Origin of the sequence: Bordetella ansorpii, from assembly GCF_900078315.1 — a bacterium.
GTDB lineage: Bacteria > Pseudomonadota > Gammaproteobacteria > Burkholderiales > Burkholderiaceae_B > Bordetella > Bordetella ansorpii.
Genome location: NZ_FKBS01000013.1, coordinates 233,526 through 249,036, shown reverse-complemented (window position 1 = coordinate 249,036; position 15,511 = coordinate 233,526). Strand labels below are relative to the sequence as shown.

Below are 15,511 nucleotides of genomic sequence, written 5' to 3'. Positions count from 1 at the left end.
GCAGACCCCTGCGTTGTGGACAACGGCGCGATCTGAACTTATCGTTCGCTTTCAAGCAACACTCGCCACCAAGGCACCGGGACGCGCTCCATGCAGGAACTGAATCAAGCGAGGCTGCGCTACATGCACGAAGTCATCGTGTGCGGATCGGTGCGCGGCGCGGCCGAGAAACTGGACATGTCGGCCTCGGTGATCAGCCGCCAGATCCAGTTGCTGGAACAGGAGGTCGGCCTGCCCTTGTTCGAGCGCCGCGCGCGCGGCCTGGTACCCACCGAGGCCGCCGAGATGCTGGAGGAGTTTCTGCGCGGTTATCGCGCACAGCACGAACACCTGCAGGATCGACTGCAGGCGCTGCGCGGCATGCGCCGGGGACACGTCGACATCAGCCTGAGCGAAGGCATGATCGAGCCTCTCATGACGCACGTGCTGGGCCCCTATTGCCTCGAGTTTCCAAACATCCGCATCGGCATCAATACGGCGTCGGTCGACGAAGTCGTCGAAATGGTGCGTACCGACCGCGCGCACATCGGGCTGGCCTTCAATCCGCCCTCGCATCCCGACGTCCGCATCCGGGCGCGCCGCCATATTCCCGTCGGCGTACTGGTCCGGGCGGGGCACCCGCTGGCGCGGCGCCGCAAGGGCATCGCGCCCGCAGAGCTGCTGCGCTATCCGCTGGCGCTGATGACGGCCCCTTACGGGTTACGGCGTATCGTGGACATGCTGGAGTTCAGCGAGAAGATCCACCTGTCTCCCGCGTTGACCACCAACTCGCTGGGCGTGCTGCGCCAATATGCGCTGAGTGGCGCTGGCGTCGTGCTGATGGCGAACCTGGGCGGGGGCCCCGAGCTGGCCAACGGCGATCTGGTGCTCGTACCCATCGACCATCCGCTGATGCGGCAGGCGGAAATGCAACTGATGGTCCGCCTGGGGCGGCCGCTGTCCACGGCCGCCGCGGAGCTGCTGCTGCGGATCGAATCGCGCCTGCCGTTGTTCGCCAAACCGCAATGACCTGCCCGGCCGCCGCGCGCCGCCCGCGCATCGGGCGGACCAGGCCGATCAGACGGCCGACACCGCCTGGCCGCCGCCCGCGCCATCCAGGATCGGCGGCGTGGTGACGATGGACGTCAACGCGGGTTCGGCATGGGTCAATCCGGACAAGTCGGGCCGCGGGCGCGCCAGCACTTCCGAGGCCGCGAACGCCTGCTCCATGGCCTGGGCCGCCGCCAGCAGATCATGGTCGCCACGGAAGCGGCCAACCACTTGAAGGCCGAACGGCATACCCTTGTGGTCGCGTCCGCAGGGCAGCGAGATCGCCGGATGCGTGGTCAGCGTGATGACGTACGTCAGGGCCAGCCAGCGGTAGTAGTTCTCCTGCTTGAGCCCGCCGACCGTGTCGGCATACAGCTGCGTCCAGGGGAACGGCGATACCGGCGTCGTGGGGGACAGCACCAGGTCGTAATCCGCATACACGGACTGAAACTGCTTGATCAGACGGGTCTGCGCGGCCTGCGCCCAGGCGCTGTCCTTCAGGCTCATCGCCGCGCCCATCTCGTAGTTGGCGCGGGTGTTGGGCCCCAGGCTGGCGGGATCCTTCTCGTACGCATCGCGCATGCCCGCCACGAAGGATTCCGCGCGCAGCACGTCGAAGCATCCGTGGGCATCCGCCATGTCGAACGGCACCGCATCGCAGGTGCGGAACAGATGGCGCATGGCATCGATCTTGGCACGGAAGGTGGCACGGATGCCTTCGTCCACGTCGCACACGCCGAAGTCCTCGGTATAGGCCACGCGCAACCGGCCGAGATCGGCACGGCCGGGCTGCAGGAAAGACAGCGGATCGAGCGGATAGCTCAGGGGATCGCCCGCATCCATCCCCGCGCTGGCGGCCAACTGCAGGCAGGCGTCGGCCACCGTGCGCCCCATGGGGCCCACCACCGAGATCGGCGTCCAGCCCAGCAGCTTGCGCACACTGGGCACCACACCCGGCGACGGGCGGAATCCGACCACGCCGCACTTCGCGGCCGGGATGCGCAGCGAGCCGCCGGTATCCGAGCCGGTGCACACGGGCAGCATGTCGCTGGCCAATGCCGCGGCCGACCCGCCGGACGACCCGCCCGCATTCAGGTTGGGATTGAACGGATTGCCCGTGGCGCCCCACACCGTATTGCGCGAATTCGCGCCCGCGCCCATCTCCGGCACGTTCGTCTTGGCCGTGACGATGGCGCCGGCCTGCCGCAGACGGGCGACCAGCGTCACGTCCTGCGTGGGCACATTGCCGCGATGGATCGCCGAACCGTACGTGGTCAGCAGGCCGGCGGTGGGTTCCAGGTCTTTCACGCCCATCGGCAGGCCGTGCAGCAGCCCCAGCGCATCGCCGCGCATGACGGCCTGTTCGGCCGCCCGCGCCTCGGCGCGCGCACGCTCGTACGCCGTGGCGGTGACGGCATTGATGTAGGGATTGATCGCCGCGATGCGCTCGATGCAGGCCTCGAGCAGTTCGACGGGCGATACCTGGCGCGTGCCGATCAGGCGCCGCAGTTCGATGGCATCCAGGCCGACCAGGGATGAGTTCGACGACATTCGGAGTCTCCTTTCCGTTATCGCGCCATGCCGCGACAGGCCGCATGGCGCGGGACGATGAATCAGTCCAGCTTGATGTTGGCGCGCTGCGCGATCTCACGCATCTGCGGCAGTTCCCTGGCAATAAGCGCCGAGCCGGCCGCGGCATCCTGGAAGCCGACCTCGAAGCCCTGCGCCTGCAGGCTGTCGCGCGTCGCGGCATCCGCCACCACCGCGGCCAGGGCCTTTTCCAGACGGGTCTTCACGTCGGCCGGAATGCCTTGCGGCGCGGCCACCATCAGCCAGGTGTCCATGGCGATCTGCGGATAGCCTTGTTCGGCAAAGGTCGGCACATCGGGCAGGAAGCTGGAGCGTTGCGGGCTGGACACCGCCACGGGCTTGATCTTGCCGTTCTTGATCATCGGCAAGGCGGCCGCCACGGTATCGACCGAGAACGGAATCTGCCCGCCGATCAGGTCCGTCATCGCCGGCGCGCTGCCCTTGTAGGGCACGTGCGTGAGCTTGAGGCCGGCTGCCGACGAGAAGGCCTCGCCCACGAAGTTGGCGGTGCTGCCGCTGCCGAACGAGCCGTAGGGCGTGGACTCGCGCGACGGCGACTTCACGTACTTCAGGAACGATGCCACATCGGTCACCGGCACCTGGGCATTGGCGATCAGGATCAGGCCGGTGCGCGCCACGATGCCCAGCGGCTGGAAGCTCTTGATGGGATCGTAGGCCAGGTCGCTGCGCACGACCGGGTTGATGGTGAAGGTCGTGCCGGAGCTGACCAGCAGCGTGTAGCCGTCCGGGGCGGACCGCGCGACATAGGACGCGCCGATCACGGTGCCCGCGCCCGCGCGGTTCTCGACCACCACGCTCTGGCCCAGTTGCTTGCTCAGCCCCTGGGCCAGCACGCGGCCCACGACATCGGTCGCCCCGCCAGGCGGGAAAGGCACGACCAGCGTGACGGGACGGGCGGGATAGGCATCCGCCGCGAGGACAGGAGCGGCGGCCACACAAGCCGCGGCCAACCCAGCCGCGGCGAAGAGAGTTCGAAGGTTCATGGCAGGAAGTGCGAAAGGTACTGGTGGATGAAAGAGGCCCGGTCAGGGCGCTCAGAGGACGGTCGCGCTTGACTTGCCGCGGCTCAGGAATACGTCGAATTCATCAGGCGGCACCAGGCTTCCCCCGGTCGTCCACGCCAGGTGGGTGGACTGCGGCATGTGCGCCAGCAGGCCCTGTTCGCGCAGGTACGCCTGCCCCGCCGGGGTGCCGCACAGCATCCCCGGACCGCTGAAGCCTGCGGCGGCGGACGGCTCGATGCGCAGGCCTTCGCTGCCGTACAAGCGGTACAGGTCGGCGAACAGCCGTTCATCGGCGACGGTATAGACCCCGGCCAGCCGCGTGGCCATTTCCGCCAACGCGAGTTCGGAGGCGCTGGGCACCGCCAGGCCATCGGCCTCGGTACGATTCTGCAGGCCGATGTCGTAGACCGACGGCAACGCCGGCAGGCCGGGCAGCAGGCCCCCCTGCGCCATCATCCCCACCAGGAAACACGGCGACTGCACGGGCTCGGCGAAGAAGCAATGCACGTGCTCGCCCAGCCGCTGCTTCAGGCCGTAGGCGATGCCGCCCGGCGCGCCGCCCACGCCGCAGGGCAGATAGACGAACAGGGGGTGCGCGGCGTCCACTTGCACGCCGGCCTGGCGCAATTGCGCGCACAGGTGCTCCGCGGCCGCGGCGTAACCGGCGAACAGCGACGCGGACCGCTCGTCGTCGACGAAGTGCGTCAACGGATCGGCCTGGGCCGCCGCGCGTCCGGCCGCCACCGCCTGCGCATAGTCGCCGGCGTGCTCGATGACCTTGACGCCGTGCGCACGCAGCCGTGCCTTCTTCCAGGCCTTGGCATCGGCGGACATGTGCACCTCGGCCTGGAACCCGAGCAGGGCGGCCGCGATGCCGATGGACATGCCCAGGTTGCCCGTAGACCCCACCGCCACGCGGTGGCGGGCGAACGAGGCGCGTACGGCGGGAGTGTTCAGGACCCGGTAGTCGTCGCCAGGCCGCAGCCGTTGTTCGCGCAAGGCCAGCGTCTCGGCGAACTCCAGCACCTCGTGGATACCGCCGCGCGCCTTGATGGACCCGGCCACGGCCAGGCCATGATCGGCCTTGATGTACAGCGTCCCCATCTGCGTGGGCAGGTGCAATGCCCCCTGCATGTGCGTGGCGCGCAGCAGCGGCGATTCGATGATGCCGCCGCTGGCGGCCGTTTCGGGCGCGAGCTCGGCCAGCAAGGGGGCAAAGCGCTGGAAGCGCGCCTGCGCCTGCTCCACCCATGCCGCACGAAATCCGGTCTGCGCGGACGCGGGATCGCCTCGGTGCTGCGCAGGCCGAGTCCAGAGGCAGGGTTGCGCGCTGCGCAATGCTTCGAGCGTCCGGACAGCCTGAGTCGTAACGCCGGACGAAACGCCGGCATCGGCCGAGCCTTCAGGATAAGCAGCAAAAGTAGCGGTCATGAGCAGTATGGGAATCAGAAGAAGTGGCCGAGTGCGGCTGCAACCCTTTTGTAATCCTAGGCATGCCCGCGTTGCGCAACAACCTCAACGACTACAATCCATCGTTGCCGAATCGGCAATGCTACGAGAGAAGCCGCCCAGCCTATCGGGAATACCCTGACGGCTCGGCCCGGCCCCGGAATACGACGCACCATGACGCTTTCCACCCTGCAAAGCCCCGCCCTGCGCTACTTCCTGGAGGTCGTGCGCAGCGGCTCCGTGACCGAAGCCGCCGAACGCCTGGACGTTGCCCCCTCGGCGGTCAGCCGCCAGATCGCCCGGCTTGAAAAAGAGATGAACACGCTGCTGTTCGAGCGCCATGCGCGCGGCATGGTGCCCAATGCGGCGGGAGAACTGCTGGCGGCCCACGCCAAGCGCACCCGGCAGGACATCGACCGCCTCAACGGCGACATCCTGGCCCTGCGAGGCGTACGCCAGGGCCGTATCCGGCTGGTCTGCACCGAGGGTTACGCCTTCGGTTTCGTCCCCGCGCTGATCGCCTCGTTCCGCCGCGAATACGCGGGAATACGCTTCGAACTGCAGGCGGTCTCCCAGCACGACATTCCCCTGCGCATCCGCGACGGCGAGGCCGACATCGGGCTGACCCTGAGCCTGACCTCGCACAACGATATCCGCGTCGAACTGCGCACGCCCGCCCCCGTCATGGCCGTCGTGGCGCCCGATCATCCCATGGCCAGGAAACGCACGCTCTCGCTGGCCCAGCTCGCCCCCTATCCGATGGCCCTGCCAGACCGGGCTTCCACGCTGCGCCAGTTGCTGGAAATCAGTTGCAGCCGTCAGCAACTGGTCTACGACCCCGTCTTCACCAGCAGCCACCTGGACGCGCTGATCACCTTCGCGGCCGCATCCGGCGGCGTCACGTTCTGCGGAGAGCTGGCCATCCGCGAGCGCGTCAAGCGCGGCGACATCGTCTGCCTGCCGCTGCGCGACCGCGAGATGAACGAACGGCACTTCGAAGTGCAGACCCTGGCGGGGCGGCCCCTGCCCGAAGCCTGCAAGGCGTTCATCGCCCACGTGATCGCCGAAGTCCGGCGCTAGGCAGGGCCTGTTCACACGCCCCGCTGACGAACTGCTATCACAACCTGCTGCGGGAGTGGGTGGAGGTGTAGACGGGCCAGTACCCACATATCAGTCCAGCCGCCCCTCCTGTACCGCGTGGCAAGCCACCACGCCCGGCCCGGCGGGCATGGCCACCGGCACCTCACTGCGGCACCGGTCATTGGCATGGGGACAGCGCGGATGGAACGTGCATCCCGTCGGCGGATTCAGGGGATTCGGCACCTCGCCGGCCACCGCGGTGCGCGGCCTGCCCGTGCCTTCCAGGTCGGGAATCGCATCCAGCAGCATGCGCGTATAGGGATGCCGGGGATGCGCGAACAGCGCGTCGCGCGGCGCCACCTCGACGATCCGGCCCAGGTACATCACGCCGACGCGGTCGGCCACGTGATGCACCACGGCCAGGTTGTGCGAGATGAACAGATACGTCAGGCCCAGCTCGCGCTGCAGCGACTTCATCAGGTTCAGCACCTGCGCCTGCACCGACACGTCCAGGGCCGATGTCGGCTCGTCGCACACCAGGAACTCGGGCCGCATGGCCAGCGCGCGCGCGATCGAGATGCGCTGGCGCTGGCCGCCCGAGAACTGGTGCGGATAGCGGTTCTGGTCCGCCGGATCGAGCCCCACCTGCGTCAGCAGCTCGGCCACGCGCGCCTGCCGCGCCGCCGGACTCATGTCCGTGTGCGTGACCAGGGGCTCGGCAATGATGCGGCCCACGCGCCAGCGCGGGTTCAGGCTGGCATAGGGATCCTGGAAGATCATCTGCAGCCGCCGGCGCAGCGCGCGGCCCGAGCGGCCCTGCATGCTCGCCACGGGCCGGCCATCGAACTCGATGGCGCCGCGCGTCAGGCCATACAACCCGACCAGCAGGCGCGCCACCGTCGACTTGCCGCAACCGGATTCGCCCACCAGGGCCAGCGTCTCGCCGCGCGCGATGTCGAACGACACGCCGTCCACCGCGCGCAGCATCTGCCTGGGCTTGCGCGCCAGCACGCGCTCCAGCCAGGGTTGCGACACGTCGAACCAGCGCGCGGCATCGCGCACGGAAACCAGGGGGGCCGTCATGCCGCCACCTCCACATCATGCAGCCAACAGGCCGCGCGCGATCCGCCCACGGCCAGCAATTCGGGACGCTCCCGCGTGCAGCGCGGCATGCGCCGGCCGCAACGCGGATTGAAGGCACAGCCCGGCGGGATGGCATTGAGGCGCGGCATGCTGCCGTCGATCTGCACCAGGCGCTCGGCCATGCCGCGCATGGACGGGATCGAGCCCATCAGGCCCACCGTATACGGATGGCGCGGACGATGGATCACGTCGGCCACGGGCCCGATCTCGGCCAGCCGCCCGGCGTACATCACCGCCACGCGATCCGCCGTCTCGGCGATCACGCCCATGTCGTGGGTGATGAGCATCACCGAGGCGCCCTGCTCGCGGCACAGCTTCTTCAGCAGCTCGATGATCTGCGCCTGGATCGACACGTCCAGCGCCGTGGTCGGCTCGTCGGCCACTACCAGCCGCGGCTCGGCGGCCAGCGCCAGCGCGATCACCACGCGCTGCCGCATGCCGCCCGAGAACTGGTGCGGATAGTGGTCGATGCGCTCGCGCGCGGCGGGAATGCCCGTGGCGGCCAGCAACTCGATGGCACGCGTGCGCGCCTGGCTCCAGCTCATGGGCAGGTGCGTGACGATGGTCTCGGCCAGTTGCCGCCCCACCGTGTACAAGGGATTGAGCGAGGTCAACGGGTCCTGGAACACCGCGCCGATCTCGCGTCCGCGCACGCGGCGCATCTGGTCGTCGGGCAGGTTGTCGATGCGGCGGCCCGACAGCAGGATCTGTCCGCCGCTGATGCGGCCCGGCGGTTCCAGCAGGCCGATGATGGCCGCGCCCGTCAGCGACTTGCCCGCGCCGGACTCGCCCACCACGCCCAGCACCTCGCCCTGGGCGATGGAGAACGACACGTCGTCCAGCGCCTTGAGCACGCCGTGCCGCGTGGGGAACTCGACCGAGAGGTTCTTCACTTCCAGCAATTCGCTCATGGCCGCCTCAGTTCAATCTCGGGTTCAGCGCATCGCGCAGCCAGTCGCCCACCAGGTTGACCGACAGCACCAGCAGCACCAGGGCCGCGCCGGGGAAAATGGTGATCCACCATTCGCCCGAGAACAGGAAGTCGTTGCCGATGCGGATCAGCGTGCCCAGCGACGGCGAGGTCGGCGGCACGCCCACCCCCAGGAAGGACAGCGTGGCCTCGGTGATGATGGCCGTGGCCAAGTGCACGGTGGCCAGCACCAGCACCGGCCCCATCACGTTGGGCAGCACGTGCTGGAACATGATCGCCGGGGACGACACGCCGATCACGCGCGCGGCCTGCACGTACTCGCGGTTCTTCTCCACCAGCGTCGAGCCGCGCACCGTGCGCGCATACTGCGGCCAGCCGGCCAGCGCGATGGCGCCGATCAGCACCGGAAACGCGATCACCTCGTGCAACTCGCGCGGCACGGCCGCGCGCGCCACGCCGTCGATCAAGAGCGCGATCAGGATGGCCGGAAACGACAGCTGCACGTCGGCCACGCGCATGATGAAGGCATCCACGCGCCCGCCCACGTAGCCCGACAGCAGGCCCAGCACGATACCCAGCAGCATCGATACCACCACCGACGCCAGCCCGATCAGCAGCGACACCCGCATGCCGTACAGCAGCGCCGAGTACAGGTCGCGCCCCTGGCTGTCGGTGCCCAGCAGATACTTGGCCGAGCCGTTGTCTTCCCAGACGGGCGGCAGCAAGGCATCGAGCAGCTCGATGGACGCCAGGTCGAACGGATTGTGCGGCGCCACCCAGCCCGCCCCGAACGAGCCCCCCAGCAGCACCAGCAGCACCACCGTGGCGACCATCGCAACCGGCGCGTGCCGCCACGACCAACAGAGATCGCTGTTCCACCAGCGTTTCAACACGGTGCCCATCAATGGCCTCCCCGGGCGCCGCCCAGTCCCGCGCGCAGGCGCGGATCGACGACGAAATACAGCAGATCCACCGCCAGGTTGATCGCCACGAACACCAGCGCGATCAGGCACAGGTAGGCCGCCATGACGGGGATATCCGCGAACTGCACCGCCTGGATGAACAAGAGGCCCATGCCCGGCCACTGGAACACGGTCTCGGTGACGATGGCGAAGGCGATGATGCCGCCCAGCTGCAGCCCCGTGATGGTGATGACGGGCACCATGGTGTTCTTCAGTGCGTGCCCGAAATGAATGGCCCGGCGCTTCAAGCCCCGCGCCCGCGCGAACTTGATGTAGTCGGTGCGCAGCACCTCCAGCATCTCCGAGCGGACCAGCCGCAGGATCAGCGTCATCTGGAACAGCGACAGCGTGATGGCCGGCAGGATCAGATGCTTCCATCCCGTGGGCGTCAACAGGCCTGTCGTCCACCAGCCCAGCGCAACGGTATCGCCGCGGCCATAGCTGGGCAGCCAGCCCAGTTGCACGGAAAACACCAGGATCAGCAGGATGCCGATCAGGAAGGTCGGCAGCGACACCCCCAGCAGCGACCCCGCCAGCACCAGTTGGGACAGCAGTCCATTGCGGCGCAGGGCCGTGTAGACGCCCAGCGGCAGGCCCACCACCAGCGCCAGCAGCGCGGCGGCGAACGACAGCTCCAGCGTGGCGGGCAGACGGCTGCGGATCAGGCTGGAAACAGGCTCGCTCTGCCGCAGCGACACCCCGAAATCGCCTTGCACGGCATTGCCCACGAAACGGGCGAACTGCACTGGCGGCGGATCGTCCAGCCCCAGCTTGTGGCGCAGCTCGACGCGCTCGGCGTCCGTGGCGTCCTGGCCCAGCATGATGGTGACCGGGTCACCGACATACTGGAACAGCACGAACGCCAGCAGCGCGACCGTGAGCATGACCGCACCGGCCTGCAACAGGCGGCGAAGAATGAATGCGAGCATGGGGATGTGAAACCGGAGGGCAACGGCGCCGCAAGGCGCCGTTGCAATGGAAGGAGCGAGACGGGATCAGTCGACCTTGACCCAGTCGGCGACCAGGCGGTTGTCGGCCCGGTGGACCACGCTGACGTTCTTGCGCATGGCCCACGGAATCACCTGGTCATGCAGCGGAATGTGGCCGAATTCCTTGGCATGCATCTCCAGCGCCTTGTGGATGTCGGCGTCGCGTTTGGCCGTGTCCGTCTCGGTCTTTACGCGGTCGATGATGGCGTCGACTTCCTTGTTGCTGTAGTCGCCCAGGTTGTACATGCCATCCGCGCCCTCGCCCTTGGTGCGGATCAGGTTCTGCAGCGTGTACATCGCGTCGAACGTCGGCACGCCCCAGCCGAACAGGAACACGCTGGTGTCGCGGCTCTGCACCTTGGGGAAATACGTGGCGCGCGGCATGGCGTTCAGCGAGGCCTTCACGCCCACCTTGGCCCACATGCCCACCACCGCCTGGCAGATGGCCTCGTCGTTGATGTAGCGGTTGTTCGGGCAGTCCAGCGTGAAGCTGAGCGTGCCGTCGTAGCCGGCCTCTTTCAGCAGCGCGCGCGACTTCTCGATGTCGTAGGGCACGCGCTTGTGCAGCGCTTCCGTCCAGCCATGCACCTGCGGCGCGATCATCGTGCCCGTCGGCGCCGACAATCCGCGCATCACCGCGCGCTTGATCGCCTCGACGTCGATGGCGCGGTACAGGGCCTCGCGCACGCGCACGTCGGTGAACGGATTCTTGCCCTTCACGCTGGAATACAGCAATTCGGGACGTTTCTGGTCGAAGCCGATGTAGATGGTGCGGTACTCGTTGCCTTCCACCACCTTGGCCTCGCGGCGCAGGCGCTCCAGGTCTTGCGCGGCCGGGTCCAGCACGAAATCGATCTCGCCCGACAGCAGCGCCGCGGTGCGCGTGGCGTTCTGCTTGATCGGCGTGAAGACGACTTCCGTCACGTTGCCCTTCTTGTCCTTCTTGTTCCACCAGCCGGCATGCTCGACGAACACCGTGCGCACGTCGATCTCGCGTGTCTTCAACATGTACGGGCCGGTGCCGTTGGTATTGCGCGCGGCGAAGGTTTCTTCCTTGTTGACGAAGTCCTGCGGCTTGGTGACGTTGTTCTTCTCCGACCAAGCCTTGTTCATGATGAACACGTTGGGCAACTGGCGCAGCAGCACGGGATTGGGGGCGGTGGTCTCGATCTCGACCGTATGGTCATCGACCTTGCGCGCCTCCTTGATGCCGGTGGTGTAGGCCTTGTAGTTCGACGTGGGCGCCATGGCGCGATGCACGGAGAACACCACGTCGTCGGCCGTGAAGGCGGCGCCGTCGTGGAACTTCACATCCTTGCGCAACGTGAAGCGGTACAGCGTGGGCGACACCTGTTCCCAGGACGTGGCCAGGCGCGGAATCACCTTGAACGACGCGTCGTAGTCGACCAGGGGCTCGTAGATATAGCTGTTGGCCGCGATGGTCATGCCCTCGTTCTGCGAGTGCGGATCCATCGTCAGGATGTCGCCCTGGGCGGCCCAACGGAACGTCTTGGCGTGGCCGAGCGCGGGAACCGCGACAGCGGCTGCGATTGCCAATGCAAGCAAGGTACGGCGCATGAACGACTCCTGACATATATCTGAATAATGGTTGCAGATATTGCCTAGGCGCCGAACCGGCGTCAATTAGGGGTTTGTGCCGATAATGGGGGACGGCTGGGGTGTGGCAGAGGATGGGGATATATATCCTTATTCCAACTCATTCACGGCATGCCGCGGTCTGCCCCGAAAATCGCGTGCCTCACGCCGCCACCACCGTCATCGGATCAGAAAGTTGCTCGAGCCGCCCTGTTTGTTGGTTTTCAGGTTAAAGCGAGAGCCTTCACCTTTTCCCTGCACCATCGAGATCATGACCTGCGTGGCCCTGTCGTCGCTGATACCGGAAAGGTCTCGAATCAGACTGACGCCCAGCGTCCAGGTCTTTGGAGTAGGCCGGTGTTGCTCAATGGAATATATGATCTTGCGTGCGTTCTTCTGGCCAGGCACGACCGAGTCTGCCTCTGCCTTTACCGTGTAATCCTGCTTTCGCTGCAGATCGAGATAAGTTTGCATATCGCGTTCGGCCGCATCGACATCGCCGCGCCGCAGAAATACTTCGCAGGTTCCGTTATCGAGCAACACAAGCAACATTTGATGGGACTGCACAGGGACATACCAGATATGCCCAGGAAGCCCGCCCAACCTGTACACCGCCCACGCAGGATTCTCTTCGTACCCCTCGCGTCGCATCATGGGCAGCACGTTGCCAGTGTCCGACATATGCTGCCCGCATGTCCGCATCCAAAGCGTCCAGGCCGATGTCTCGGGCTTCCATTTCGCCGCCCTGGCCTGGCTTGCAGCCGGTGCCTTCGTTGCTGGAGGCTGCGCCGCAGCGCCGCCGACCGCCAAAGCGTAAAGCATCGTCGCCGCCAGTGCGGCTACTTTCAAATCCATCATTTTTCACTTCTCCGCGATATCGTCATATTTTCCCGAGGCATGAACTCGATATTCATGGGGTCGGTAACCTGTAAAGCAGGCTCGGCAAAATGCTCCGCTACCGCCTGCACATCCGCCTCGCTCAACACCCCCGCATGAAACCGCAGCGTCAGCCATGACAGCAGATACGCATACCTCGCCTGCGCCAGATTGCGCAGCGCGTCGTACAACTGCTGCTCCGCGTCCAGCACGTCCGCGTTGACGCGCTCGCCGCCCGCCACGCTTTTCTTCATCGCCACCGTCAGTTCGCGCGCCGAATCCACCGCCAGCTGATACGCCCGCATCTTGGCTGCGCTGCTGTTGTACAGGTTGAACTGCTTGCGCAATTCATTGAGCGTCTGTTCGCGCTTGGCATCATTCTCGTAGCGCAGGCGTTCCTTGTTGTCCACGGCCTGCTGCACGCTGGCCGACACGCCGCCGCCCGCGAAGATCGGCACGCTCACCTGCAAGCCCACGCTGTCGGTCTTGTAGCGCTGCTCGAACGTCGACTCCGAACTCGACTTTTGCCGACCCGCGGACGCATACAGACTGACTTTGGGGAAATGCCCCGCGCGCGCCTGTTCGACCTGTTCCTGCGCAGCCTGCACCGAATGCTCGAAGGCTTCCAGCTCGGGGTTGTTACGCAGCGCAAGCGTGCGCCATTCGTCGAAGCGGGCCGGCTGCAGGGCCTGCACCGGAATCTTCCCCACCATCGGCGCCAGGTCTTCGGCCTGCACCTCCTGCCCGACCAGCACCGACAACTCCCGCAAGGCGGCGTCCAGCCCGTCCTGCGCCTCGATCTCCTGCGCCTGCGCCAGGTCATACCGTGCCTGGGTTTCCAGCGCGTCGGTGCGCGTACCCTCGCCCGCCTGCAGGCGGCGGCGATTCAAGGTCATCTGCTCTGCATAGGCGCGCTTCTGCGCACGCACCAGATCGATCTGGTCCGCGGCATACAGTGCATCCGTATATGCCTTGACCACGCGCACCGCCAGTTCCTGGCTGCGGCTGCGAAAGTGCGCGTCGGCATAATGCGCCTGCGCCACGCCGTAGTAGTAGCGCGACAGCGCCTCGTAGTCGAACACCGGCTGCTGCAGCGACAGCGACGACGAATAGCTGCGGTAGTTGCGGTTCGACGTGACCGGGCCGAAGAAGCCCGGCTCATTGACCTCGGACCAATTCCTCCCGGTCTGGTACTGATAAGACAAATTGGGCAACAGCGCCGCGCGCCCAATGTTGCGTTGCTGCAGTCCTGCGTCGCGCTCCTTCATCGCCGCGCGATACGTGGGGTCGTATTCCAGCGCGCGGGCGTAGAACTCCATCAAACCGGCGGCCTGTGCCTGCACGCCCAGCAGCGCCAGCGCGCATACCGTCAAGCCGCGCCGGACCGTCCCGACGACATCAATGCCTGCGAATGCCATCCTTCAACGCTCCCGGATGCTTTCGCTGGAATACTGGATCAACGGATCCAGGAAGTATTCGATCACGCGCCGCTGCCCTGTCTTGATCTCGGCTGTCACAGCCATGCCTGGCGCCAGGCGCACGTCCGTGCCCTTCACGTTCACCGTCGCGCGCGACATCGCGATGCGCATGCTGTAGACCAGGCCGCGCTCTTCGTCGTTGATCGCATCGTCGGACACCGTGACCACCGTTCCCGGCACCACGCCGTACTTCGTGTACGGGAAGGTCTCGATCTTCACCTCGGCCTCTTGGTCGGGCTTCACGAAACCCACGTCACGATTTTCCAGAAATGCCTCGATCTCCAGCTTGTCTTCCTGCGGCACGATCAGCATCACCGGCTGGGCTTCCGTCACCACGCCTCCCAGCGTGCGCACGGCCAACTGCTGCACGGTGCCGGACACGGGTGCGGTCAATCGCGTCAGCTTCTGCGACTGACGCGCCTTCACCAGATCCTGCTCCAGCAGCGCCACGTGCTGGCGGCCTTCGGTCAGGCGATCCAGGTTCTCGTGCCGCGCATCGGCCAGCAACGTCAGCCGCTGCTGGCGTACCTGCGCGATGGCCGCGTCGATCTCCTTGATGCGGCTGCGCTGCATGACCAGGTCGGACTCCTGCTCGATGCGTTCGCGCTCGCGGTCCAGGTACGTGCTGCGCGCCACGTACTGCTCGCCCGCCAACTCCTTCAAGGCCGCCGCGCGCTCGCGCGCGATGGGCGAGGTCAACTCCAGCTTGCGAACCAGCGCGGCGGTGGACTGCCGCTCGGCCTGATGCTGCGCCAATTGGGCGTCGACCCCGGCCAGCTTGGCCTGCAGGGCCGCGTACTCGCCCTCGGCCAGGCGCTGCGCGTCGCCCAGCGTCTTTGCATCGCCATCCACGGCCGCCACATTGGGCGAGCGTCCCTGGTCGATGGCATCGAGCATGGCCGCTGCCCGCGCCGCCTGCAAAGACCAGGTGCGCATGTCGCTGACCAGCCGCTGCTCTTCCGCCGCCGTCACCGTGCCGTCCAGTTCAAGCAGCAGATCGCCCGCGCGCACAGCCTGCCCTTCCCGCACGTGGATCGCCTTGACCGTCGCCGTGCCGATCGGCTGTATCGTCTGCGTGCCCTCGCTGGGAATGATCTTGCCCTGCGCCGTCGCGACGATGTCCACGTGCCCCAGCACCGCCCACAGCACCGCCAGCACGGCGAACAGGATCAACAGCCACATCGCCACGCGGGGCGCGGGCGAGACCGCGCGCTGCTGCAGCGCCAATGCCGCGGGCAGGAATTCCGCCTCGGCGGCTTGGTAGCGCGTCCCTTCCCAGTTCTTGCGTTCGGCCCATGAAGCCGCGAACACCGAGCCGTAGCGCTTGACCAGCTCGCCCCATCCGGATAGCAACATCTTCATC

The 15,511-nt window shown here is 66.7% G+C and carries 14 protein-coding genes; 3 read left to right on the top strand and 11 right to left on the bottom strand.

Annotated features, from left to right (window positions below):
• Positions 1–90 precede the first annotated feature (90 nt).
• The gene (locus A7W11_RS07255) at positions 91–1,008 is read left to right on the top strand and encodes a LysR family transcriptional regulator (protein ID WP_066410336.1); all 918 of its coding nucleotides are present in this window, start codon (positions 91–93) and stop codon (positions 1,006–1,008) included.
• Positions 1,009–1,056: 48 nt separating this feature from the next.
• Here the strand turns inward: A7W11_RS07255 and A7W11_RS07250 are convergent, their stop codons facing one another.
• The 3 genes from A7W11_RS07250 to A7W11_RS07240 form a co-directional block, all read right to left on the bottom strand.
• Complete coding sequence (locus tag A7W11_RS07250) at positions 1,057–2,580, bottom strand: amidase (RefSeq protein ID WP_066410335.1); 1,524 nt, start codon at positions 2,578–2,580, stop codon at positions 1,057–1,059.
• 62 nt (positions 2,581–2,642) lie between these two features.
• Positions 2,643–3,623, bottom strand: a complete 981-nt coding sequence (locus tag A7W11_RS07245; protein WP_066410334.1) for a Bug family tripartite tricarboxylate transporter substrate binding protein — start codon at positions 3,621–3,623, stop codon at positions 2,643–2,645.
• Between the two features lie 51 nt (positions 3,624–3,674).
• Positions 3,675–5,075 carry a D-serine ammonia-lyase gene (locus A7W11_RS07240; protein ID WP_082887138.1) on the bottom strand — a complete coding sequence of 467 codons (1,401 nt, stop codon included), beginning with the start codon at positions 5,073–5,075 and terminating at the stop codon, positions 3,675–3,677.
• Between the two features lie 192 nt (positions 5,076–5,267).
• On the opposite strand from A7W11_RS07240, the gene A7W11_RS07235 reads away from it, so the two are divergent.
• Entirely contained in the window at positions 5,268–6,173 is a 906-nt protein-coding gene (locus tag A7W11_RS07235; protein WP_066410332.1) for a LysR family transcriptional regulator, read from the top strand.
• Positions 6,128–6,244, top strand: coding sequence for a hypothetical protein (locus A7W11_RS29105; RefSeq protein WP_412778709.1), 117 nt, complete (start codon positions 6,128–6,130; stop codon positions 6,242–6,244). The genes A7W11_RS07235 and A7W11_RS29105 overlap by 46 nt, the downstream gene beginning before the upstream one ends.
• Before the next feature lie 19 nt (positions 6,245–6,263).
• Here A7W11_RS29105 and A7W11_RS07230 read toward each other — a convergent pair whose 3' ends face one another.
• The 8 genes from A7W11_RS07230 to A7W11_RS07195 form a co-directional block, all read right to left on the bottom strand.
• Positions 6,264–7,256 (bottom strand): ABC transporter ATP-binding protein, encoded by a 993-nt coding sequence (locus tag A7W11_RS07230; protein ID WP_066410331.1) that lies wholly within the window; start codon positions 7,254–7,256, stop codon positions 6,264–6,266.
• On the bottom strand, positions 7,253–8,227 hold the full coding sequence (locus tag A7W11_RS07225) for an ABC transporter ATP-binding protein (protein ID WP_066410330.1): 975 nt from the start codon (positions 8,225–8,227) through the stop codon (positions 7,253–7,255). The genes A7W11_RS07230 and A7W11_RS07225 overlap by 4 nt, the downstream gene beginning before the upstream one ends.
• Positions 8,228–8,234: 7 nt before the next feature.
• Positions 8,235–9,149 carry an ABC transporter permease gene (locus A7W11_RS07220; RefSeq protein ID WP_066410329.1) on the bottom strand — a complete coding sequence of 305 codons (915 nt, stop codon included), beginning with the start codon at positions 9,147–9,149 and terminating at the stop codon, positions 8,235–8,237.
• Positions 9,149–10,138 (bottom strand): ABC transporter permease, encoded by a 990-nt coding sequence (locus tag A7W11_RS07215; protein WP_066410328.1) that lies wholly within the window; start codon positions 10,136–10,138, stop codon positions 9,149–9,151. The genes A7W11_RS07220 and A7W11_RS07215 overlap by 1 nt, the downstream gene beginning before the upstream one ends.
• 66 nt (positions 10,139–10,204) lie before the next feature.
• Positions 10,205–11,776 (bottom strand): ABC transporter substrate-binding protein, encoded by a 1,572-nt coding sequence (locus A7W11_RS07210; protein ID WP_066410327.1) that lies wholly within the window; start codon positions 11,774–11,776, stop codon positions 10,205–10,207.
• A 198-nt stretch (positions 11,777–11,974) separates the two neighbouring features.
• Positions 11,975–12,652, bottom strand: a complete 678-nt coding sequence (locus A7W11_RS07205) for an NMCC_0638 family (lipo)protein (RefSeq protein ID WP_066410326.1) — start codon at positions 12,650–12,652, stop codon at positions 11,975–11,977.
• Positions 12,649–14,088: a TolC family outer membrane protein gene (locus tag A7W11_RS07200; protein WP_082887137.1), complete on the bottom strand. Its 1,440-nt coding sequence runs from the start codon at positions 14,086–14,088 to the stop codon at positions 12,649–12,651. Before A7W11_RS07200 ends, A7W11_RS07205 begins: the two co-directional genes overlap by 4 nt.
• Positions 14,089–14,091: 3 nt before the next feature.
• Positions 14,092–15,510 (bottom strand): HlyD family type I secretion periplasmic adaptor subunit, encoded by a 1,419-nt coding sequence (locus tag A7W11_RS07195; RefSeq protein ID WP_156523024.1) that lies wholly within the window; start codon positions 15,508–15,510, stop codon positions 14,092–14,094.
• Between the last annotated feature and the right edge of the window lies 1 nt (position 15,511).